18 protein-coding genes are annotated in these 22,079 nt (G+C 65.3%); 10 read left to right on the plus strand and 8 right to left on the minus strand.

The genetic code is table 11. The annotated features are described in order from the left end of the window. Positions 1–86: 86 nt before the first annotated feature. Positions 87–272: a hypothetical protein gene (locus ACP26O_RS24320; protein ID WP_006749647.1), complete on the minus strand. Its 186-nt coding sequence runs from the start codon at positions 270–272 to the stop codon at positions 87–89. A gap of 331 nt (positions 273–603) precedes the next feature. On the opposite strand from ACP26O_RS24320, the gene ACP26O_RS24325 reads away from it, so the two are divergent. Together ACP26O_RS24325 and ACP26O_RS24330 are read left to right on the plus strand one after the other, a co-directional pair. Further along, positions 604–2,508, plus strand: a complete 1,905-nt coding sequence (locus tag ACP26O_RS24325) for a DUF3857 domain-containing transglutaminase family protein (RefSeq protein WP_175666112.1) — start codon at positions 604–606, stop codon at positions 2,506–2,508. Positions 2,509–2,584: 76 nt separating this feature from the next. Further along, entirely contained in the window at positions 2,585–2,752 is a 168-nt protein-coding gene (locus ACP26O_RS24330) for a hypothetical protein (protein ID WP_006749649.1), read from the plus strand. Between the two features lie 86 nt (positions 2,753–2,838). On the opposite strand, the gene ACP26O_RS24335 is transcribed toward ACP26O_RS24330, so the two are convergent. Continuing rightward, the gene (locus tag ACP26O_RS24335) at positions 2,839–3,873 is read right to left on the minus strand and encodes an AraC family transcriptional regulator (protein WP_175666113.1); all 1,035 of its coding nucleotides are present in this window, start codon (positions 3,871–3,873) and stop codon (positions 2,839–2,841) included. A gap of 70 nt (positions 3,874–3,943) precedes the next feature. Here ACP26O_RS24335 and ACP26O_RS24340 point away from each other — a divergent pair, with 70 nt between their 5' ends. Continuing rightward, positions 3,944–5,155 carry an MFS transporter gene (locus ACP26O_RS24340; RefSeq protein WP_175666114.1) on the plus strand — a complete coding sequence of 404 codons (1,212 nt, stop codon included), beginning with the start codon at positions 3,944–3,946 and terminating at the stop codon, positions 5,153–5,155. A 159-nt stretch (positions 5,156–5,314) separates the two neighbouring features. Here ACP26O_RS24340 and ACP26O_RS24345 read toward each other — a convergent pair whose 3' ends face one another. Together ACP26O_RS24345 and ACP26O_RS24350 are read right to left on the minus strand one after the other, a co-directional pair. Continuing rightward, on the minus strand, positions 5,315–6,082 hold the full coding sequence (locus ACP26O_RS24345; protein ID WP_175666115.1) for an isocitrate lyase/PEP mutase family protein: 768 nt from the start codon (positions 6,080–6,082) through the stop codon (positions 5,315–5,317). Then, positions 6,069–7,124 carry a saccharopine dehydrogenase NADP-binding domain-containing protein gene (locus tag ACP26O_RS24350; RefSeq protein ID WP_175666116.1) on the minus strand — a complete coding sequence of 352 codons (1,056 nt, stop codon included), beginning with the start codon at positions 7,122–7,124 and terminating at the stop codon, positions 6,069–6,071. The genes ACP26O_RS24345 and ACP26O_RS24350 overlap by 14 nt, the downstream gene beginning before the upstream one ends. A gap of 119 nt (positions 7,125–7,243) precedes the next feature. Here ACP26O_RS24350 and ACP26O_RS24355 point away from each other — a divergent pair, with 119 nt between their 5' ends. After that, positions 7,244–7,837, plus strand: a complete 594-nt coding sequence (locus ACP26O_RS24355; protein WP_175666117.1) for a TetR/AcrR family transcriptional regulator — start codon at positions 7,244–7,246, stop codon at positions 7,835–7,837. Positions 7,838–7,867: 30 nt separating this feature from the next. Here ACP26O_RS24355 and ACP26O_RS24360 read toward each other — a convergent pair whose 3' ends face one another. Beyond that, positions 7,868–8,335 (minus strand): MarR family winged helix-turn-helix transcriptional regulator, encoded by a 468-nt coding sequence (locus ACP26O_RS24360; RefSeq protein WP_175666118.1) that lies wholly within the window; start codon positions 8,333–8,335, stop codon positions 7,868–7,870. 82 nt (positions 8,336–8,417) lie between these two features. Here ACP26O_RS24360 and ACP26O_RS24365 point away from each other — a divergent pair, with 82 nt between their 5' ends. The 6 genes from ACP26O_RS24365 (at position 8,418) to ACP26O_RS24390 (ending at position 18,408) form a co-directional block, all read left to right on the plus strand. Continuing rightward, a complete protein-coding gene (locus ACP26O_RS24365) occupies positions 8,418–8,786 on the plus strand; it encodes a YciI family protein (protein WP_175655317.1) in 369 nt (122 codons plus the stop codon). A 74-nt stretch (positions 8,787–8,860) separates the two neighbouring features. Continuing rightward, positions 8,861–9,478: a glutathione S-transferase family protein gene (locus ACP26O_RS24370; RefSeq protein ID WP_126226542.1), complete on the plus strand. Its 618-nt coding sequence runs from the start codon at positions 8,861–8,863 to the stop codon at positions 9,476–9,478. A gap of 134 nt (positions 9,479–9,612) precedes the next feature. Beyond that, positions 9,613–12,414 carry a type VI secretion system Vgr family protein gene (locus ACP26O_RS24375; RefSeq protein WP_244099063.1) on the plus strand — a complete coding sequence of 934 codons (2,802 nt, stop codon included), beginning with the start codon at positions 9,613–9,615 and terminating at the stop codon, positions 12,412–12,414. Positions 12,415–12,455: 41 nt separating this feature from the next. Beyond that, positions 12,456–17,297 carry a polymorphic toxin type 47 domain-containing protein gene (locus ACP26O_RS24380; RefSeq protein WP_175666119.1) on the plus strand — a complete coding sequence of 1,614 codons (4,842 nt, stop codon included), beginning with the start codon at positions 12,456–12,458 and terminating at the stop codon, positions 17,295–17,297. 14 nt (positions 17,298–17,311) lie between these two features. Then, on the plus strand, positions 17,312–17,752 hold the full coding sequence (locus ACP26O_RS24385; protein ID WP_175666120.1) for a DUF6756 family protein: 441 nt from the start codon (positions 17,312–17,314) through the stop codon (positions 17,750–17,752). A gap of 257 nt (positions 17,753–18,009) precedes the next feature. Next, on the plus strand, positions 18,010–18,408 hold the full coding sequence (locus ACP26O_RS24390; RefSeq protein ID WP_175666121.1) for a hypothetical protein: 399 nt from the start codon (positions 18,010–18,012) through the stop codon (positions 18,406–18,408). A 676-nt stretch (positions 18,409–19,084) separates the two neighbouring features. On the opposite strand, the gene ACP26O_RS24395 is transcribed toward ACP26O_RS24390, so the two are convergent. The 3 genes from ACP26O_RS24395 to ACP26O_RS24405 all read right to left on the minus strand — a co-directional run bounded on the left by ACP26O_RS24395 (position 19,085) and on the right by ACP26O_RS24405 (position 22,071). Then, on the minus strand, positions 19,085–19,807 hold the full coding sequence (locus ACP26O_RS24395) for an HAD family hydrolase (protein WP_175666177.1): 723 nt from the start codon (positions 19,805–19,807) through the stop codon (positions 19,085–19,087). A 29-nt stretch (positions 19,808–19,836) separates the two neighbouring features. Beyond that, entirely contained in the window at positions 19,837–20,808 is a 972-nt protein-coding gene (locus tag ACP26O_RS24400; RefSeq protein ID WP_175666178.1) for an ornithine cyclodeaminase family protein, read from the minus strand. 132 nt (positions 20,809–20,940) lie between these two features. Beyond that, complete coding sequence (locus ACP26O_RS24405) at positions 20,941–22,071, minus strand: DSD1 family PLP-dependent enzyme (protein WP_175666122.1); 1,131 nt, start codon at positions 22,069–22,071, stop codon at positions 20,941–20,943. Between the last annotated feature and the right edge of the window lie 8 nt (positions 22,072–22,079).

Genomic DNA, 22,079 nt, shown 5'->3' on the forward strand with positions numbered 1-22,079 from the left:
GCACGGACGCCACCCGTTCCGACCCCGCGCCGCAAACCAGCACGTGCCGGCACGCGCGGGGCCCACGAACGAGTGCCGCGCCGCGTTCACGTCAGCATCGGCATCGCTTCGATCAGTGCAATCCCGAGCAGCGCGCCGATCGCGGCGCCGACCAGCTTCGGATGCCACCGCTCGAGATGCAACGCGGTGAGCAGCGCCCCGATCAGGATCACGCCCAGCAGCGCGAACGCGATCACGAGATAACCGATTTCGAAATCGTTGTTGATCAGCATGATGTCTCCTTCCCCATGTAAGCGTGTCGAATGCGCCGGATCGTCATTCGTTTCGGCGACGTCGCACGCACGCGTACCTGGCTGAATTATATATCACAACGTGATATAAAAAGCGGTCACACGCGGAGCAGGTCGTGAAAGTGCGGCAACGCCCCAGCATTCCCGCGTGCCGCGCTTCCCCGCCCGCATGTTGCGCCGCGGCGTGGCCGGCCGCCCAGCGGCTTGACGCTCGCGGACACGTCACCCACACTGAATTGAACGACCGGGCGCGGCGCGCGGATGCGTGCCCGTCGCGTCCCGACATGAACACGAACGCGCGGAGAGCTTCGACGTGGTGCGTTTTCCGTTCCGAGCGACCGGCCGCCTGCCGGGCCGCGCCGCCGCGTTCGCGGTGGCCGTCGCCGCCGTCGCGCTCGCGCGTCCCGCGTTGGCCGACTCGGGCGACGAAGCGCCCGTCACGCTCGTCAGCGATGTGCACCTGTTCGTGATCCAGCGCGACGGCTCGCTCGACGAGGAAGACGATTCGACACTGCGCGCGAACGATGCGAACGGGATCGACGCGATCGCGCAGCGCTATGTCTGGTTCGACAAGAACCTGGAGAAGGTCGAGCTGGTCGCGGCGGAAACGATCGATCGCGGCGGCGTCGCGCATCCGGTCGGGCCAGACGGCATCCGCGATGTCCAGGAGCCGCGTTCGGCCGGCGCGCCGACGTTCCAGGACGGCCTGCTGCGCACCGTCGTGTTTCCGGGCGTCGAGGCCGGGTCGAGCACGCGCATCGCGTTCCGCAAGGCGCGCACGAAGCCCGTCAACGCCGGTTACTTCGGCTACTACGTCGAACCGTCGCGCGAGCCGGTGGAGAACCAGCGGCTGATCTTCGACGTGCCGGCGGACATGCCGCTGCGTGCGGACGCGCGCGGCTACGTCGCGCTGCCGCCGGTCACGGCGAACGGCCGCACGCGCTACGAGTTCGCATACCGGCACGGCCCGTACGACCGGATCGAGAGCGGCTCGGTCGGCTATCCGACCTACGGCGACCGGCTCGTGGTGTCCACGCTGCCCGACTATGCGGCGTTCGCCGCGCGCTACCGCAACGCTGCCGTCGATCCGGGCTTGAACGATCCGGCCGTCGTGCAGCTGGCGCGCGCGCTCACCGCCGACGTCGCCGATCCGCACGACAAGGCGCGCCGCCTGTACGACTGGGTGCAAGCGAACGTGCGTTACGTCGCGATTTTTCTCGGTGAGACGGCCGCCGCGCCGCATCGCGTGACGGACATCCTGCGCAACCGCTACGGCGACTGCAAGGACCACGTCGCGCTGTTCGGCGCGTTGCTCGCGGCGGTCGGCATCCGCAGCGAACCGGTGCTGATCAACCTCGGCTCCGTGTACGCGCTGCCCTCCGTGCCCGGCTACGGCGCGGGCGCGATCAACCACGCAATCACGTGGCTGCCCGGTCTCGGCCTCTACGCGGACACCACGACGAGCGGCATCGCGTTCGGCTACCTGCCGCCGATCGTGATGGACCGGCCGGCGTTGCTCGTCGACACCGGCGTGCTGTCGCGCACGCCGGCCACGCAGCCGAAGCGCCGCACCGCGCGCGTGGAGATCGATGCGGCGCAACCGGGCGCCGCGCGGTTTCACGCGCTCGTCGTGGACGACGGCTGGACCGCGGAGCTCGAACGCACGCTGTTTCGCCGCGCGCCGCCCGAGCGCTTGCGGCAGCTCGCAAACGAACGGCTGAGGCAAAGCGGCTTGCGGGGCCGCGCACGAATCTCGACCGGCGATCGCCGCGCGACGGACGGGCCGTTCGACGTGACGTACGACGGCACGCTCGATCACGTCGTGTGGCCGGACGGCACGACCGCCGTGCCCGCGCTGTCGAGCATCACGGGCGGTATCGCGACGCAGGTCGAGGGGTGGCTGGCCGAACCGGTGCGCACGCAGCCGTGGGTGTGTCTCGGCGGCACGTTCGACGAGACCGGCGAGATCGCGCTGCCGGCCGGCGTCGCGGTGACCGACCTGCCGACCGATACGGCCGTGCACGACCGCTTCGTCGACTTCACGTCGCATTACGTGTTCGATGCGGCCGCGCACGTCGTGCAGGTCACGCGCCGGCTGACGGCGACGTTCGGCCGGCAGGTCTGCACGCCTGACGAGTTCACGGCGCTGCGCGCGTCGCTCGAACGTATCGAGCGCGACACGCAGGCGCAGATCGTCGTACGGGCAAGGCAACGTTGAACGCCGGGCGCGGCGCATGCGGCGCTCGGCACGATCGGACGCGCGGCCGAACTCGGCCGACGCGCGGGAGACGGACATGACGAAGCGGGAAGACGAGATCGCCGACCTGTCGAAGGAATTGCTGGGCCGGATCGTGCAGGGCGCGATGATGAGCGGCGCGCCGGTGGATGCGCAACAGTGCGCGGCGCTGGCCGTGCGCTGCGCGACGGCGCTGGTCGATCGGCTTGAAGCACGCAGCGGCTGAGCGGAATCGACGCAGGCGAAGACGGATTGAGCGAAGCCGGGGCGACTCGACAGATGTTCGCCAGGGCCCGCGTTGTACGTGACGCGTTACACGTCGGCGTGCGTGTCGCCTTCCGCGCGCACCGCGCCCGGCGGCCGCCCGACCACGCGCTTGAACGCCCGGCTGAACGCGGCGAGCGACCCGTAGCCGAGCCGGTACGCCACGGCCTCGATCGTCTCGCGGTCGCGTGCGATCCATTGCGCGGCGAGCCGCATCCGCAGCTCGGTCAGGTAGCGCACGGGCGTCATCCCGGTGGCCGCGAGAAAGCGCTCCGCGAATACCGAGCGCGATACGCCCGCTTCGGCGGCCAGTTCCGACACGCTCCAGTTGCGCCCCGGATCGCGATGCAGCGCGACGATCGCGCGGCCGAGCTTCGGTTCGCGCAGCGCCTGTACCCAGCCCGTCGCATCGCCGCATCCGCACTCGACCCAGCCGCGCACGATGAACGCGGCGACCACGTCCGCGAGCCGCGCGAGGATACCCGCGAAGCCCGCGCGTTCGGAGCACGATTCGCGCTCCATTGCGTCGAGCATCGGGCGGATTTCCGGGTAGCGCGCGAGCAGCGTGCCGACGTGCATGAACTCCGGCATCGTCCCGACGAGCGGCTGCATGCCGCCGAGATCGAGCTCCATGCACGCGCTGAAGATCAGCGCGTCGCCGGCGGCCGGCTCCGCCGCGGCGCACGACGTCGCGGCCACCGACGCGACCGTGTCGCAGATCTTCGCGACCTCGAACCCGCCGATCTCGCGGCACGGCGCATCCGGATCGGACACCAGCGCATGCGTGCCGCCGTGCGGCAGCAGGATCGCGTCGCCGGCCTCGAGCCGCACCGTCGTGCCGGCCGCGTCGCGCAGCAGCACGGGCCCGCGCCCGACGAAATGGAACTGCGCGCGGCCCGGCGCATGGCCGAAGCTCAGCCCGAACGGCCGCGGCACCTGGATCCGGCGATACTGCACGCCGCTCAGGCGCATGCCCAGCAGCAACTCGCTGACGAGGTCGTGCACGTTGGGCACGGGGGGAAGCAGGGGCTCGGCCATTTTGAGATTCGGACGATCGATCAATAAGAACGGATTGTATGTCATAGACCGTCCTGCCGTGGTTCCCTACGATAGGCCGTCATCAGTATTTTCCCTATCCCACTCGGAACGACGCATGAATCCCGGAATCTCCTCTGCCGCCGCCCCGGCGGCTCCCCGCGCCCCGGCCTGGGGTGCCGTCTTCGCGATGACGCTCGGCGTGTTCGGCCTCGTCACCGCCGAATTCCTGCCCGCGAGCCTGCTCACGCCGATGGCCGACAGCCTCGGCGTGACCGAAGGCGTGGCCGGCCAGGCCGTCACGGCCACTGCGACCGTCGCGCTCGTCACGAGCCTGCTGATCTCCGCGCTGACGCGCACGATCGACCGCCGGCGCGTGCTGCTCGCGTTCTCCGTGCTGCTCGTCGCCTCGAATCTCGCGGTTGCGTTCGCGCCCAACCTGACGACGCTGCTGATCGGCCGCGTCGTGCTCGGCGTCGCGCTCGGCGGCTTCTGGACGATGGCGACGGCCACCGCGATGCGGCTCGTGCCGACCGCGATGGTGCCGCGCGCGCTGTCGATCATCTTCAGCGGCGTGGCGGTCGCGACGATCGCATCGGCGCCGATGGGCAGCTATTTCGGGCACCTGATCGGCTGGCGCAACGTGTTCCTGATCGCGGCGGCGCTCGGCGGCGTCGCGTTCGTGTCGCAGGTGATGACGCTGCCGTCGATGCCGCCGAGCGGCACGACGCGGCTGCGCACGCTCGTCGACGTGCTGCGCCGGCCGACCGTCGGCCTCGGGATGTTCGCGACGATCCTCGTGTTCACCGGGCATTTCGCGTTCTTCACGTATCTGCGGCCGTTCCTCGAGCAGGTCGCCGGCGTCGGCGTGAACGGGCTGTCGGCGATCCTGCTCGGCTACGGGATCGCGAACTTCGTCGGCACGTCGCTCGCGGGCCGCGTGCTCGAACACCGGCTGCGGCCGATGCTGATCGGGATGCCGGCGCTGATGGTCGTGCTCGGCATCGCGCTCGTCGCGCTCGGCCGCGCGCCGATGATCGACGCGGTGCTCGTCGCGTTGTGGGGGATGGCGTTCGGCGGCGTGCCGGTTGCCTGGTCGACGTGGGTCACGCGCACCGTGCCCGATGAAGCCGAGAGCGCGGGCGGGCTGATCGTCGCGGCGATCCAGCTCGCGATCGCGACGGGCGCGGCGGCCGGCGGCGTCGTGTTCGACGCGAACGGTGCGGGCGGCGTGTTCCTGGGCGCGGCTGCGGTACTGGCCGTCGCGGTCGCGACGATCGTGACCGGCGTGCCGAAGCGGGTGGGCGTCGCGGGGGCGCTGGCCGAATGATGGATCGCAGCGGGCCGGCGCGTGCGATCGCGCATCGGCCCGCTGCTCGTTGCTAGTTGCAATGCGCGCCGCGGGAATGGCGGCGCGGCACCTGAAGCGTGGGGACGGCGATTGCATCGGATGTAATCGTCCGCCGTCCGCTGTCCGCCCGGGCAGCGGCTAGCCGCCTTGCTTCACCACTGCCGCAAGCGCCTTCATCGCCTGCAGGTAAGGGTAGGGGCCGTGACTGATGCGCGCGACGCCGTATTCCGCGAGTTCGGCGAGCGTCGGCGTGTCGGCCACGCGCATGATGTTCACGGGCAGCGGCGACGCGGCCGTCAGCGCGCGAATCAGCGCCGGCGATTGCAGGCCCGGCACGAACAGGCCGTCGGCGCCCGCCGCCGCATACGCGCGTGCGCGGGTCAGCACGTCGTCCAGAAGCCGTTCGTCGTGCGTGTCGGCCGCGGCCTTGAAGAACACGTCGGTGCGCGCGTTGATGAAGTAGCCGATGTCCGCGCGATCGGCCGCCTGCCGGGCCGCCGCGAGGCGCGCGGCCGCGTCGTCGACGGTGCGCAGTTCGCCCGTCGCCGGAAAGCTGTCTTCCAGATTGCAGCCGATCGCGCCGGCCTCGATGCTGCTTGCGATCGTGTCGGCCACGTCCTCCAGCCGCTCGCCGTACCCGCTTTCGAGATCGACTGTGACGGGCAGGTCGGTTGCTTGGGCGATTCGCGCGAGCACTTCCATCACGAGCGCTTTCGGCATCTGCTCGCCGTCGGCGAACCCGTTGGCGACCGCGACCGACCAACTGCCCGTCGCCAGCGCGAGCCCCCCCGCGTCGGCCACCGTGCGCGCGCTGCCGGCGTCCCACACGTTGAACAGCGCGAGCGGCTCGCCCGCGCGATGAAGCGAACGGAAATACGCGGCCTTTTCCTTGTTATTGCGACTCATGCTCGTCCCTCCGGTTGAAATGCCGATCGGTGATCGTATCGAACGATACGTCGATGGTGTCGAGCGCCGCGAGAAAATCGCGCGCGTCGAACAGTTCGCCCAGGCTGCGTACGCCGCCCGACGTCAGTGTACGGCCGCTCAGCAGGCGGACCGTCGCCTCGACGATGATCGGGGCGCTCACCGCATAAATGTCGCGTCCCGACGCGCTCGCGCGATGCGTGATGCCGTTCTGCACGACGATGGCGTCCATCACGAATTGCTGCGCCGAGCGGCCTAGCGCGTCGACCGGTTGCGGCGGCGGCGTGCCGGCATCGCGGATATCGCGCAGCGCGAGCGTCGCGAGCCAGGACTCGATCGTATCGATGCGCAGATGACGCGCGAGCGTCATCACTTCCGAGAACGGCAGCAGCGTCACGTCGACGTCGCCGAGGGGTGCCGGAAACGGCCAGCGGCGCTCGCGTGCCGTCGACGGCACCGCGGTCGGCTTGCCGTCCCGCTGAATCAGCCGGGTCGCGTGATTGCGCTCGCCGGTCACGTGCGTGCCGCGCGTCGAATGCCAGCTGTCGAGGCCGGTCGCGACGTCGACGCGCTCGATCGGCCGCTGCGGGTCGACGACGGCCGTCACGAGCAGGTCGGCCAGGCCGCCGTAGAACGCGGCGGCCGGCACGAGCGTCACACCGGCGACGCGTGCACGGGCGTCGCGCTGCTCGGTCAGTGTCTGGACGGACGGCTGCTCGGCCGTCAGATCGAGATACGGGATACCGGCGCGCAACGCCGCGTCGGCGAGCGGCAGCGCGGTATCGAGGTAGGGCCCCGCGCAGTTGATCACCGCGTGCGCGCCGCGCAAGGCGGCGTCGAGCGCGGCCGGATCGTCTGCCGACGCGACGCGCCACGGCGCCGCGTCGTTGCCGCCTTGCGCGAGCCGCGCGGCATCGCGCCCGATGCGCATTGCGCCGACACCGCGCCGTTCCAGTTCGGCGACGACAAACCGCCCGGTGTGACCCGTGGCGCCATACACTGCAACCGTCATTCGACCATTCATGATCCACTCCGATACAGACCGGTTTGTTTTATAGTACAGACCTGTAGCGCCGTCAACCCCGCGGTGCTATCATCGGATGCACTTTTGCGGGACAGGCGGCCCTCGGCGGCCGGGCTTGGATGAAACAGGAAACACAGACGAAGGGGAGCGCGCCCGATACGCGCGAGCGCATTCTGCAAACGGCGAGCGCGCTGTTCTATCGGGAAGGGACGCGGGCGGTGGGCGTGGATTTGATCGTCGCGCAGGCGGGCGTCGCGAAGACGAGCCTGTATCGGCATTTCGCGACGAAGGACGACCTGATCGAGGCGTTTCTGCTGCGCGAGGATGCGGATTTCTGGGCGCACTGGGACGCGGTGGCCGCGCGGTACCGGCGTACGCCGCGCGAGGAGCTGGATGCGCAGTTGCAGTGGATCGGCGAGCGCATCGAGCGGCCCGGTTATCGCGGCTGTCCGCAGATCAACATCGCCGCGGAGTATGCGGACGGCAATCATCCCGCCCGCAAGGTCGCCGTCGCGCACAAGCAGGAATTGCGGCGCCGGCTGACGGAACTGGCGAGCGCGATCGGGATCGACGAACCGCAGACTTACGCGCTGCGGCTCGCGACCGTCATCGACGGCGCGCTCAGCAGCGGGCACGCACTGCACGCGCACGGCCCCGTGCGCTTCCTGCGGGAGTTCGCCCAATTGCTGATGCCGACGAAGGGCACGAAGTGAAGCCCGGGTAGTGCGGTGCCGCGCGCGGCTTCAGCCGCGCGTAGCTGGATCTTCCGACAGCATGCGCAACTGATCGCGCAACACATCGACTTCTCCGGCCGCGAACGGCTGTTCGATCTCGGCGTGCGTCTGCTGCCACAGCGGGAACGCGTCGGCCAGCAGCCGATGGCCGGCCGGCGTGAGTTCGAGCAGGCGGCTGCGCTTGTCATCCGGATCCTGCACGATCGTGACCAGCCCGCGCCGCTCGAGCGGTTTCAACGCGGCGGTCAGCGTGGTGCGATCCATCGCGAGCAGCGACGCGACCGATTTCATCGCGGCCGGTTTCGGCCGGTTCAGCGACATCAATAGCGAAAACTGGCCGTTCGTGAGATCCAGCGGACGCAGCACATCGTCGAAGATGCGCGCGAGATTGCGCGCCGCGCGCTGCATGTGCAGGCACAGGCAGCAATCGCGCACCATCAGCGTTGTTTCGAAAGGAAGCTTTTCATTGCGTGCCATGTTGCAATTGTGTTGATATCAACCTATCTTGTCAAGGACGAGGAGCGGCAGCTCGCTGTTCCCGCCATCGGACGGAGGAAGCATGAGTGCGCAACAGCAGTTGTATCTCGCGGTTTTCCTCGGCAGCAAGGAGAGCCCGGCCATGAAGGCGTGGATGGCGCTACCGGAGGAGGAGCGGCGCACGCGGGAGAAGGAAGGGATCGCCGCGTGGCATGCGTGGGTCGACCGGCATCGTGACGCGATCGTCGAGCTCGGCGGGCCGCTCGGCAAGACCAAGTCCATCGGCAAGGGCGGTATCACGGACACCGCCAATGCGCTGAGCGGCTTTACCGTCGTGCGTGCCGCATCGCACGATGCTGCTGCCGCGCTGTTCGAAGGCCATCCGCATTTCACGCTGTTTCCCGGCGACACGATCGAGGTGATGCCGGTGCTCGCGGTGCCCGATATGTAAACGATGAACGCATGAACCATGCGCCGCAGCCTGCATGGAGACCAATTCCCGACAATCTGGATGGAGACACTGCAATGAAGCTTTACGGATTTGCCGGCACCCGCACGCAACGCGCGCTGTGGGGGCTGAAGGAACTGGACGCGGATTTCGAATTCGTGTCGGTCAACCTGCTCGCGGGCGAGCACAAGCGGCCCGAATTCCTGCACCTCAATCCGGCCGGGAAGGTGCCCGTGCTGGTGGATGGCGACCTCGTGATTCCCGAGTCGGCCGCGATCGTGCTGTATCTCGCGGACAAGTATCCGGAGAAGCAATTGCTGCCGGTCGATCTTGCGCGGCGTGCCGAGGCCTATCGGTGGATCATGTTCGCGGTGACGGAACTCGAGCAGCCGCTGTGGCGCATCGCGCGGCATACGTTCATCTATCCGCCCGAGAAGCGCTCGCCGGCCGATATCGAACTGGCGCGCGAGGATTTCAACGCGATGGCCGTGATTCTCGACAAGCATCTCGAGGGGCGTGAATTCATCGTCGGCGATACGCTGACGGTGGCCGATTGCGTGACGGCGTATCTGATCGACTGGGCGAGCGAATGCAACCTGATCGAACCGTTCCCGCAATTGCGCGCGTATCTCGAACGGTTGTATGCACGGCCGAAGGCGCCGCAGCGGATTGCGGAGGCGCGCAAGGCGGCGTGAGCGGGTGGTTGATCCGGCTTGACCGCGGGTCAACCACGAACATTGTTGCGAACTGTTGCCATTCGCTGGACGAGAACGTGGCCATCGTTTATCCCTCAGCTTCCACAAAAAAAATCCGTGGCTGAGAGAAAAACATGGCTCGACAACGAAGTACGCACGGTGCGCTCGCGCAATGGATAACCGGCCGTCAGTCGTATTTCCTGGAGGTGCCGGGGGCGCCTCGGGCGCAGGATCTGTCGATTATGTCGTTCGCGCTCGACGAGCGGCTCGGCGAGCCCTATCGAATCGACCTGACGCTGACCAGCCCGGCCCCGCTCGCGCGTCCGGACTATCTCAATCGCCCGGCGATCTTCACGATCGAGCCGGCAGGAGCGGCCGGCGCCGCCGATGCGCGGCGTACCTTCGCCGGCTGCATCACCGCGTTCGGTCAGATTCGCAAGACCCACGATTTCGTGTCGTATCGCATCGTTGTCGAGCCATTCGTCGCTCGCCTGCGTCTCGGCGAAACATCACGCATCTACCAGCAGCAGTCCGTGCCGGAGATCATCGAATCGATCCTGAGGCGGCACGAATTCCGCTCCCATCAGTTCTCGTTCAAGCTGAGGCGCGCCTATCCGCGTCTCGCGTTCCGCATGCAGTACCGGATGTCCGACTGGGACTACATCAGGTTGCTGATGGAACAGACGGGCTTGTTCTGCTTTTTCCGTGCCGGGCAGCATGGCGACGAACTGCATTTCGGCGACGACGTCGATGCCTACACATATCGTCCGGATGTCGTGATTCCGTATCGCGAGGCAAGCGGTCTCGAAACCGGTCACGAAGCCGTGCTGTCGCTCGAGTCGCTGAGCGAAACAATTCCGCAGTCGGTGAAGGTTGCCGATTACAACCCCGACAAGGCCTACGATCGCTTCAATGCCGAAGTGAATATCGTTCGCGACGATCCGACGACGTGGGGCCGGCATTACGTCTTCGGCACGCATCATCTGGACGGCAACGAAGCCCGGCACGAAGCGCAGTTGCGTCACGAAGCCGCGGTTGCGTGGCAGGTCGTGTATTCCGGCACGAGTTCGGTGGTGGATTTCGCCCCGGGGCTCGTCGCGAAGCTCGACGAGAAGCCGGCCGATGCGCCGCACGGGATCGTCATCATTGCCGTGCGTCACGAAGGCGGTCGGGATGCGTCGTACATCAACACGTTCGACGCGATTCCCAGTGGCCGGCCGTTCCGCCTGAAGCTCGACGAACGGCGCTGGCCGGCAATCGCCGGCACGCTGTCGGCGCGCGTCACGGCGCCGGATACTTCGCCCTATGCGCATCTGACGAGCGCTGGCCTCTACACCGTACGATTCGATTTCGACTTCGACGACTGGGCGGCAGGTGGTGAATCCGTGCCGCTCAGGCTGGCCAAACCGTTCGCTGGTGACAACCAGACAGGCTTCCATTTCCCGCTGCTCGCCGATACGGAGGTGGCGGTTGCATTCGTGGGTGGCGATCCGAATCGGCCTTATATCGCGAACGCACATCATCACAGTCAGGCGACCGACCTGGTGACGAGCCGGGACGAATTCAATACGCGCAACGTGATCCGCACGCGGGCCAACAACAAGCTTCGTTTCGAGGATCGGAAAGGACGCGAAGGCATCAAGCTGTCGACGGACTACGGCGGCAAGACTCAGGTCAATCTCGGCTATCTCGTCGACAGCCGGAAGGCGGTGCGCGGTGAAGGGTTCGAGGTCAGGACCGACGAACGCGGGGTACTGCGTGCGGGCAAGGGGCTGTTCCTGACGGCCGATGTCCAGTCGAACGCGGGCGGACAGGCTTTCGACATGACGGCGGCCCGCCAGCAGCTCGACGCGGCCCGGTCCCGCATGCGCAGCCTGGCCGAAGCGGTCGAGAAGGCTCGAGCAACGGTGGCCGCATGCGACGCACAGCAGGCATTGCTCGAATCGCAGATCAAGGATCTCGAAGCGGCTGTGTTGCTCGCGTCTGCGCCACACGGCGTGGCGATCACCAGTGGCGAGCACATGCAACTGGCGGCAGGCGGACATCTGTTCACGACGACGGGCGGCAATGCGGATGCGGCGATCGGCGGCAATTTCACGGTCGCGGCTGGCAATGCGGTATCGATGTATGCGAATGCGCAGGGGATGAAGCTGTACGCGGGCGCCGGCAAGGTCGATGTGCAGGCGCAGGCAGACGCGCTCGAACTCACGGCGCTGAAGGGCGTGACGATCGCGAGCACGTCGGATGCAGTGACGCTGAATGCGCAGAAGGCGCTGACGCTGATGTGCAGTGGCGCCTATATCAAGCTCGAAGGCGGAATCGTCGAGATCGGCAGTGCGGGCGAGATCCGGGTGAAAGGGCAATTGAGCGTCGGGCCATCCGCGACGCTGAGGCAGGCGTTGCCGCTGATGCCTGAACAGGAACAAACCGGCATGCAACTCTGGCATGCGTACCCGAATGGCGAGCCAGTCAGGAACGCACCGTATCGCGTGACGTTTCCGGATGGTTCGTGGCGCGAGGGCCGGCTCGATGCCAACGGCAGGGGCACGGTAGCGAATGTGCCGCGTGGCGGCGGCGCGGTCGAGTATCTCGAAGAAGACCACGATATTCAGGATAAGGCGCGCAAATGGGTCGACCCGAACGGGACGGCGCTATTTGCGGCGGTCGGGCGCGATGCCGGCCAGGCGGTGCCTAGTCTCGTCGGGCCCGTGATGGCGGCGGCGGTGCCGGAAAGCGACGCAGTCAGGCAAGGACTGGATGCGGCTGCCTCCATCGGGGCGGCAACATCCGGCGTCGCGAAAGGCGACGGCGCCGCGCTTGCTCGAGCCGCACTCGAACCGGTCGGGCAGCCGGTTGCGAATGCCGCTGCCAATCGTGCGACGGCCTTGGTATCGGATGTCACGCCTGCGCTCGTCAAAACCACCGTGTCGCGTTGATTCACGCTCCGCGTTTTTCCCGTTCTAGACAGATAACAACCATGACCGGAACCGCCACACCTTCTACCCCTCAGCGCCAGATTCCGAAGGCACTTCTTCAGAATGCCGAAGCACGGCGCGTCATCGTCGGTCCGGTCCCCGCGCCCCGGACGTCTCCGACGCTGATCCCGGCCGACGCCGAATCGGTCGGCAATCACGGCCTCGAAATCTTCGTGCAGTGCCTGTACATGGTGCCGTTCGTCGGCAATGCGATGTCGCTGTACGACGTCGGCGTCGATATCTATCGGATCTGCAGCGAGCCGGGCGGCACCGGGAAGGTGCTCAATTGGGGGATCCTCGCGATCGATGCGATCGGCGTCGTGCCGGCGGCGGGCAATGCGACGCGGCCGGCGCGCGCGATCGTCAAGGAGGTGTTGCTCGCGTTCGCGAAGGGCGCGGGCGCGGCGGTGCTGGTCGACCTGTTCTGGGCGACGGCCGGTGGCGACGTGCTTGCGTTCATGGCCGAACTCGACGTGTCCCTCGCGAAATGGAAGACCGACATCGTCGCAGGCGTGCGCGAAGCCTCGCGCACGGTGCGCCGCTTCGTGCTCGATCCCGTCTCCGTGGCCGAGCAGATGGGACGGGTCAAGAAGAACACGGGCTTCCTGTCGTGGGTGCCGTCGACGGAGGAGATCGCGCTCATTGGCATTGACCGGTTGCTCGAGGTCTCGGGGCAGCGCGACGCGATCGTCGCGTGGCTGGACGCGTTCGATCGCGATGCGGGGCCGATGCTCGACCGGGCGTTCGGCAGTGTGGAGGAAGCCGGCAGTCTGCTGTTCATGGCCGGGCAGATCGCCGCGGAGATCAAGGCCCGCAAGGCACGCAGGATCCCGTCGCATGTGGCGCAGGCCGCGCCGGGCACGATGCGCGAGCCGCACCGGAAGCCGGGCGAGCACCGTGATTCGACGCAGAAAGGCGCGGCGCCGAGCCCGCTGCCAGCGAAGAACGGATGCGGGTGCCCGAAAACCACGACCCCGAAGCCGGTCAATTACGCGATGGGCGACGAGAACCTCGAGCAGACCGACTTCGTGCTCGACGGCGTCGTGCCGATCGTGTGGACGCGACGCTACCGGTCGAGCCTCGCGGCCTATGACGGGAGCCCGCTGGGCGCGCGCTGGAGTAGCGCGTATCACCTGTCGCTGGCGGAACGGGATGGAACGTTGACGTTCTTCGATCCCGATAGCCGGGCGGTGCCGTTGCCGCCAGTCGGCATGGGGGAATCGGTGGAGGTGCCGGCCGAACAGTTCACGGTGACGCGGCTGGACGGGCGCCGCATTCGACTGAGCTATCCCGACGGCAGTCGGGAGGATTACGAACTGCATGGCTTCATTGCATCGGCGCGCTACCGCCTCGTCTCCCGGACGAACCGCGACGGCCTCGGCCTGAGCTTCACCTACAACGCAGCCGGTGAACTCACGACGATCAGCGATGGCATGGCCAACGCGATTCGCATCGACTACGTCGACGGCCGGGTTGCGGCGATCTACCGCGCGGGCGTCCCGGGCCTCGCCAACGAAGCCCTCGCGTACTACACGTACAGCGCCGAAGGCGACCTGACCGGCCACGTCGACATGCTCGGCTTCCGGCGCACGTATGCGTACGAGCAGCACCTGCTCACGCGCTATACGGACTTCAACGGCAACCCCGCGAATCTGACGTGGGACTGGCCGGGGCGACGCGAAGGCGTGCCGGCGCCGGCCGATGCGCGCTGTGTGCGCACCTGGTACGGCACCGAAGGGCAGCACGTCCAGGACGACACGCGCTTCGAGTACCACCGTGAACACTGGTACACCAAGGTCACCGACGCGGATGGTCATGCCACCACCCACCGCTACGACTTCCACAACCGGATCGTGCTGGTCGAACACCCGGATGGTTCGACCGAGTCCTATGAATGGGACGAACAGAACCGTCTCGTCGGCACCAAGAACGCGCTGGGTCACACGCAACGTTTCGCTTATGACGCGCAGGGGCGCCTCACTGCCGAAACCGACGCGCTTGGCAATACGACGCGCACTGAATACGATGCTGCTGGTCTGCCCGTCACGGTCACGACCGCGGACGGCCGCGTCACCCAAACCGAATACGATCCGCTCGGCCGCCCGGTCTCGGTGACGGATGCGTCAGGTCGCACGACCCGCTACGCATGGGGCGCCCAAAGTGAGCTGCTGTCGTTGACCGACCCGAAGGGCGGCGTGAAGCGCTTTCGTTACGACCACGGAGGACGGCTGGCGGAGGCGGCCGACTGCTCCGGCCACACGACGTACTACGGATACGACGAGCGCGGTCATCTGTCGCGGATCACCGATGCAGCGGGGCACATTACGCTGTACAGCTGCGATGCGCGCGGACAGGTCACTAGCGTCACGCATCCGGATGGCACCGAAGAGCGCTTCACGTGGGACGGCGAAGGCAACCTGCGCACGTACCGCGACGGCGCGCGCCAGACCACCGAATACATGTTCAACGCGCGCAGGCAGCCGATCTGGCGCAAGGACGCCGCAGGCCGGGAACTCGCGTACGGATACGACCGGCAATGGCGGCTGGACACGCTGACCAACGAGAACCGCGACCAGATGCGGTTCAGCTACGACCAGTTGGGGCGCCTCGCCGAGCAGACGGACTTCGATGGCGGCACGACTCGCTACCGGTGGGACGACACGGGGCAACTGATCGGCTCGCAGACCGGTGATATCGACACGAGCTACGCGCGTGATCCGCTCGGCCGCCTGACGCGGCGGGAGATGAAGGGCGCGAGCGGTCGCGCTCAGGTGATCGAGCGTTTCTATTACGACGCTCGCGGTCGGCTCACAACCGCGCAGGGTTACGGCAGTCGCGTGACCCTGCACTATGACGACGCCGACAACCTGATCGCGGAAGAACAGACGATCTACCCGGATACCGACAGCGCCTATACGACCGTGACCCGGCATGAATATGACGTGCTCGGCAACCGGATCCGCACGCAACTGCCGAATACGCGGACGATCGACTGGCTGCGCTACGGCTCGGGTCATCTGCATGGCGTACTGCTGGACGGTCAGCCGCTCGTGGATTTCGAGCGTGACGCGCTGCATCGCGAGACCCACCGTCAATATCGGCACTTCGAGCAGCGGCGCGAATACGATCCGCTGGGCCGGCTGAAACGGATGATCGTGCGTCACGACGTACAAAGGACGTTACCGAAAGACTGGATCGTCGGGCGCGAGCTGCGCTACGACGCGGCGGGCCAGTTGACGCGCATCGACGACCGCACGCGCGGCGTCACGGATTACGCATACGATCCCACCGGGCGTTTGCTGAAGGCGACGACGCTGGATTTGAAGGAGGTGTTTGCGTTCGATCCGGCGGGCAATCCGGTGGATCCGGAGAATATCCCGCCGCGCCCGAGCGAGGAAACGATCGAGTCTGTCACGGCGCGGATGCAGCGGCAGATGGCGCAGGATCGCGCGTGGTGGGACGCCCATCCGGGCGAACGATTGCCGGACGAGCAACTCGCGAAGCGCTTGCGGATGGCTGAGGAGTTCAATGCGCTGTCCAGTTGGTACGACGCGCTGCCGAAGTGCGTCGGCAATGTGCTGAAGGAACTGAACCGCACACGCTACGATCACGATGCGCAGGGCAACCTGGTGCGCAAGACTGAACCGGGTGGGGTGACGTGGCTGTACGAGTACGATGCGGCGAACCGGCTCAAACGGGCCGATCGTTACGCGAAGCCGCCGGCGGCGAATGAGGTTGACCGGATCGAGCGGACGCAAAGCGGCGTGACGTCGATACCGGGCACGGTGCGCCCGGAGTTGTGCGTGAGCTTCACCTATGACGCGTTCGGCCGTCGCCGGTTGAAGGAAGTGGCGAGCAAGAACGGCAGCGTCGATCGAACGGTGTTCACGTGGGACGGCGACGTGCTGTTGATGGAGGAGCGATTCCACGTCCCGCCGCCGCAGTTGGGTGAGCGCGATCCGCTCGCACATCGCGCGCCGCAGGTGGTACGTGAGGATCCGGACGATGCGTACTCGGTGCCGGTGGCGCAGCGGGCCCATACGTTCGGCGAGCGGCGGCAGTGGCAGGGCGCGTCGCTGTACCTGCACGAGCCGGGCACGTTCGTGCCGCTGGCACGGCTGGACGAGACGCTGGTGGAGGCGGCGTTCATTGCGACGGGCACGGACGGCGGCTTCGTCCAGGTGCCGGCCAAGACGCGGCATGCGACGCTGTTCTACCAGAACGATCATCTGGGGACACCGCAGGAACTGCTGGATGACGCGGGGATGGTGGTGTGGCTGGGTCGGTATCGGGCGTGGGGCGGTGAGAAGACGGTGTGGCGGGAGACGCAGGAGCCGAATGAAGTGGCGAACGCGATCCGGTTTCAGGGGCAGTATCACGATGAAGAGACGGGGCTGCATTACAACCGGTATCGGTATTACGATCCGGATATTGGGCGGTTCGTGTCGAAAGACCCCATCGGGCTGCAAGGAGGCGTCAACGTTTATCAATACGCGCCGAATCCAGTACAGTGGGTCGATCCCCTAGGGCTCGCTACGGTTTCCAATGCACCTGATTTCGATACGGCTAGACGGGGGGCGTTTGAAAAGGCGGGAATGACTAATCCAGAGAACGTAGCGTTCTCGAAAATGGATCCAGTAACAGGTACCGTTGTTGAGTTCAAAGGTGCAGGTGGCGCCAAAGTAGCATATGACGCACCTCATGCAGATATGGACTCGGCGCAAGGCCACGATAAACCCCACATTGGATGGCAGACTGCTGGCAAACGAGGATGCGGGTGTCAGCGCGGAAATATTACTTATGAGGGACCACAACATCCCCATAGGCCCGACCAAAAGCTGTGAGGAGGTGTCTAGTAATGGAAAATCTTGATGCCGACGATTTCAAGGCTGAACTATCCATTGCACTGAAGAATTGCGGCCTGAGTGATCAGCAGCCAAGCAATAGGGAAGCACTATTACGAAAAATTCACGGCATATTTGTTGATGGAAATCCGCGTGCTTGGTGGACAAGTTTAAAAGAGAAGCCAATTGTATTTCAGTATGAAGACGATAGTGGCTACTTGCATCTTGCTGAGTTGGCTCCTTCCTCGACGCGAGACGTATGGTTTGTAGTGGATGAGGGTGACGAGGAAAAGTTTATCTTCGATGCTCCAATTCAGGCGATCTCCAAAGTTATAAAAGAATGTCGGTTCTTTGAGTATTACGTAGTCCCCAAAGACTTCTCGTGGATGCTTGCGGAAAATGATCACGGGGACTTGCTGTTCGTAACCAGCATGACCGACGCAGTACGACGATAATGAAGGGGGATTTGACCGCAATGGCAGGATTGTTCCAAACCGTACTACACGTCCCTGGCGTCGACTACGCTGAGTATGTGCGAGATCCGAGTACAGGAATATGGTGGTCCGAAGGATAAACGGGGCATGGAAACAGGCCTGGAAATTATGCGATAAAAATGGTGTATGGATGGAGGGTGGAGATGTATGTGGTAATTAAATGAATAAGCATCAGAGCGATTCCGGGAAGAGGATTGATTGAAATTCAAGGAGCCGAAATGATTTACTCTGCTGAAGAGTTTGTCGCGCTACGAGATAGTTCTATCAAGGAGGAGTATGATCGCGCTGCGACTGACGATGCTCCTGTTTCAGTGTGGAAAGATATTATTGATAGATTCCCGGAATACAGGAAATGGGTTGCTTATAACAAGACGGTTCCGCTTGAGATCTTGACGTTGCTTTGCAAATTTGAACCTGATGTTCGTCGTTTCATTGCCGTGAAGAGGAAATTATCTGATGAATTATTTGATATATTGTCAAGGGATCTTGATGCGATCGTTCGGCAGGGCATCGCTTCGAATAAAAGGACTCCTATTTCAGTAGTCAGAAGGCTTGCGGATGATGAGGACGAGGATGTTTCTAGAGTCGCCAAGTACAATCTCGATAACCGATCATGATCGGCAGTATATTCTTGGAGGCATTACTCGAGCACTATATCGCGCTCCAGCGGAGGTGCTTGTATCACCGGATCCAACGCACATTGGTCCCGTAACCCTGCGGATCTGCCAGCCGTTCGAGGGAGGCCGCACGGATCATGAGTTACGAATATAGATTGGTGTTTGACGACGCTGCCTCAGCGCAGCTTGTCATCGATTCACTGAAGTCCAGTGACGCCTGTGTCAAAGCGCAAGCTCAGGAAGTCTGCCTGAAGGACCGGGGCCTACAGACGTTGGCTGAGTATGATGCTAGGTTGACAAAAGAGAGTGATCGAGCACTATGGCTGGAAGTTAATTTTAGATCGCCCAATTTGTACAATTTATTGCAAGGAGCATTGAGCAGTAGGGTTGTTAGATGCTTCGAAGATGGGGATTGGGATGATGAAGTAACGCTGCAAGAGGCGTTTCGCATCAAGCAGTAACTAACTACAAGGGCCGCGTTAGCGGCCCTTGTAGTTAGCGAGGTTAGCGGTGATCCGGGCAGATGGTGATTCTTGAGCTAATGGATATTGTTTCGGGTTTCTGTCGCCCCGATATGCGAGTTTGGTAGACGTGTCGCACGGTATGGGTGCTACGCTGCCGAACAGCAGGCGATTCATATCGAAGGATTCGATCAGACCGATCGTCTTAAGAATGTCTACGACACCTCGTCGGGGCCGCCGAGCGCCCGACACAGCGACGACAGGTCGCGCAGTGTGAGATGTGCGGAAGCCGCTCGTTGCCGAACGTGTTCCCCGTCCGGATGCGTGTCGCGCACCACCCACGCCGCCTGAAGCCCCGCATTCAACGCGCCGACGATATCGAGGTGGTAATCATCCCCGACATGGAGCAGTTCCCCCGCAGGCACGCCAAGCGTCGCGGCGGCCGCATGAAAGATCTCCGGCTCGGGTTTTGCGAAGCCGAACGCACGCGCGCTGAGCGTGTCGCGGAAGAACTCGCCGCCGCCGGTCAGCCGAAGGTCCGCATTGCCGTTCGTCACCGCGATCAGCGGAAAGCGCGCGCTCAGCCACGCGAGCGCCGGCAATGCATCGTCGAAGAACTCGACCCGATTCCGCGCGGCATAAAACACGTCGTATGCGCGGTCGGTCAGCGTGACGTCTTCGTTCGCGCGTTCCAGCGCAAGCCGGATCGAGCCGATGCGCAACGCACGGTAGTCGCCGACCAGATCCGGCCGCAAGCGTTCGTATTCGTCGCGCAACTGGTTCAGCGCCTGCGACGTGGGCAGAACACGCGCAGTCTCGGGCGCGTGCGCGAGCAGCCACGCATGCAGCGACGCTTCGGCCCGTTCGACGGAGGGTCCGAACGGCCACAGCGTGTCGTCGAGATCGAACGAGATGGCGGAAACGTTGGTCAGGTGCATGGCGACGGAAGATACCACGCAGTCGCCATTCACCACGGCCACGGGATGGCGCGTCCCGCGCCGCGTTCGACCGCGTGCCGATACAGGAAGCGCGCAACGGTCAGGTCCTGCAGCGCGAGCCCCGTCATGTCGAACACGGTGATCTCGCTCGCCGTGCGATCGACCGATACAGCCCCGGAGAGCACGTCGCCGATTTCAGTGCGCGGCAAATCCGGCGCCCACTGACACTCGCCGATGCTGCGCGCCTGCTCGTGATCGTCCACGAAAATCCGCGCACGCTCCAATACGCGCTCGGGAAGTTCGCGCTTGCCCGCGGTATCCGCGCCCACGCAAGTCAGATGTGTGCCGGGCTGCACCGCATCCGCTTCGAACAGCGGGCCGCCGCCCGGTGTCGCCGTGATGACCACGTCGCTGTCGGCCACTGCATCGTTGCGGTCCCGTGCGACGCGGATGTCGCAGCGCTCGCGGAATGCCGATTCGAACTCCGGATCGACTTCGCCGCTGACTGTCACGTACTGCACCGCGCACCGTTGCGGCAGCAGCCTGATCGCATAGTCGAGCTGGACGCGCGCCTGCACGCCGGTGCCGAACACGCAGATGCGCGTGCTGTCGCGGCGGGCGAGCGCCTGCAGCCCGAGGCCGCCTGCCGCTCCAGTCCGCGCCGTGGTGATCGCGTTGCCGTCCATGATGCAGAGTGGGCGGCCGGTGGCCGGATCGAACAGCGCGATCGTCGCCTGATGCGGTTCGCCGCCGCGGCCGCGATTGCCGGGCCAGAACCCGGCCGCCTTGAAACCGAGCAGATCCTGGCTCGCGACGTCGCCCGACTTGATCCCGAATACGCCGCCGGTATGCAGCTTCTCGCGGACGACCGGGAACACGCGTCCGGCGCGTTGACTATGCAGCACGAAGGCCTCGCGGACCGCCGCCGTCACTTGTTCGGCTTGAAGGGCCGGTTCGACCACGTCGCGGTCGAGAAGAAGGAGTTGAGCGTCTGTCGGCATGGGTGGGCGAGCCTGTGGAGCAATGCGAATCGCAATGTTTAGAGTTTGTGCAGATGTAGACAAACTGTCAATTCAGTCCGACTGAGGGAGCCGGGCATTGAATCGCCGCACCGGCTGCCGTGCTCGCGGCGCTCACCACCCGTAAAAGCGCGGCCAGGTCTGTACCGTGCCGTCGCCGCTCAGCGCGTGGTATTCCGGATGTTGCGCACCGGTCGCGCACGCATGGTTCGGCAGGATCCGCAAACGCGTGCCGATCGGAAACCGCTGCGCGATGCGCGTGTCGGGCGTATCGATGCGCGACACGATGCCGTGCTCCTGATTGGCCGAACTCATGACGTATTCGCCGAGCACGTCGCCGTCTTCGGTACACACCTGCCCGTAGCCGAAATCCCGCGCCTGCCGCTGGGTGCCGCGATCGCGGCTCATCGCCATCCAGCCCGCGTCGACGATGGCCCAGCCTTTTTCTTCCTGGTGTCCGATGACGGTGGTCAGCACCGACAGCGCGATGTCCCCCAGCGCGCACACGCCGATGTTGTGCATCACGAGGTCGAACAGTACGTAGACGCCTGCGCGGACTTCCGTCACCCCGTCGAGGTTCGTCGCGGACAGCGCAGTCGGCGTCGAACCGATGCTCACCACCGGGCAGGGCAAGCCGGCCGCCCTGAGGCGCTCGGCGGCGTGCACGGTGCGGCTGCGCTCCTGTTCGGCGATCGCGACCAGCGCGTCGCGCGTGTCGTATTCATAACTGGAGCCGGCGTGAGCAAGCACGCCACCGAGCGCCATGCCGCCATCGACCAACGCGCGGCCGACGTCGATCAGCAGGGCATCGTCGGGCCGAATCCCCGAGCGGTGGCCATCGACGTCGACCTCGATCCACACGTCGAAGCGCTCGCCGTGCTCGCGCCCGAATTCGGCGATCGCATTCGCGGTCTCCGGGCTGTCGGCGACGATCTTCAGGTCGCAGCCCTGGCGGCGCAGCGCGAGCGCCTGACCCAGCTTGGCCGGAATTATCCCGACTGCATAGACGATGTCGCGCACGCCGGCCGCGAAGAACTGTTCGGCTTCCTTCAGCGTCGACACCGTGATGCCCTGCGCGCCGGCCGCGATCTGCGCGTCGACGACCTGCCGGCACTTGGTGGTCTTCACGTGCGGCCGGAACTTGACGCCCAGCGCGTCGAGATGCGCCTGCATGCGCGCGATGTTGTTGCGCATGCGATCGACGTCGATCAATGCGGCGGGTGTATTGAGGGGTGGGATGCCCATGGTGCGTT

Origin of the sequence: Burkholderia sp. R-40 (assembly GCF_049942845.1) — a bacterium.
Taxonomy (GTDB): domain Bacteria; phylum Pseudomonadota; class Gammaproteobacteria; order Burkholderiales; family Burkholderiaceae; genus Burkholderia; species Burkholderia ambifaria.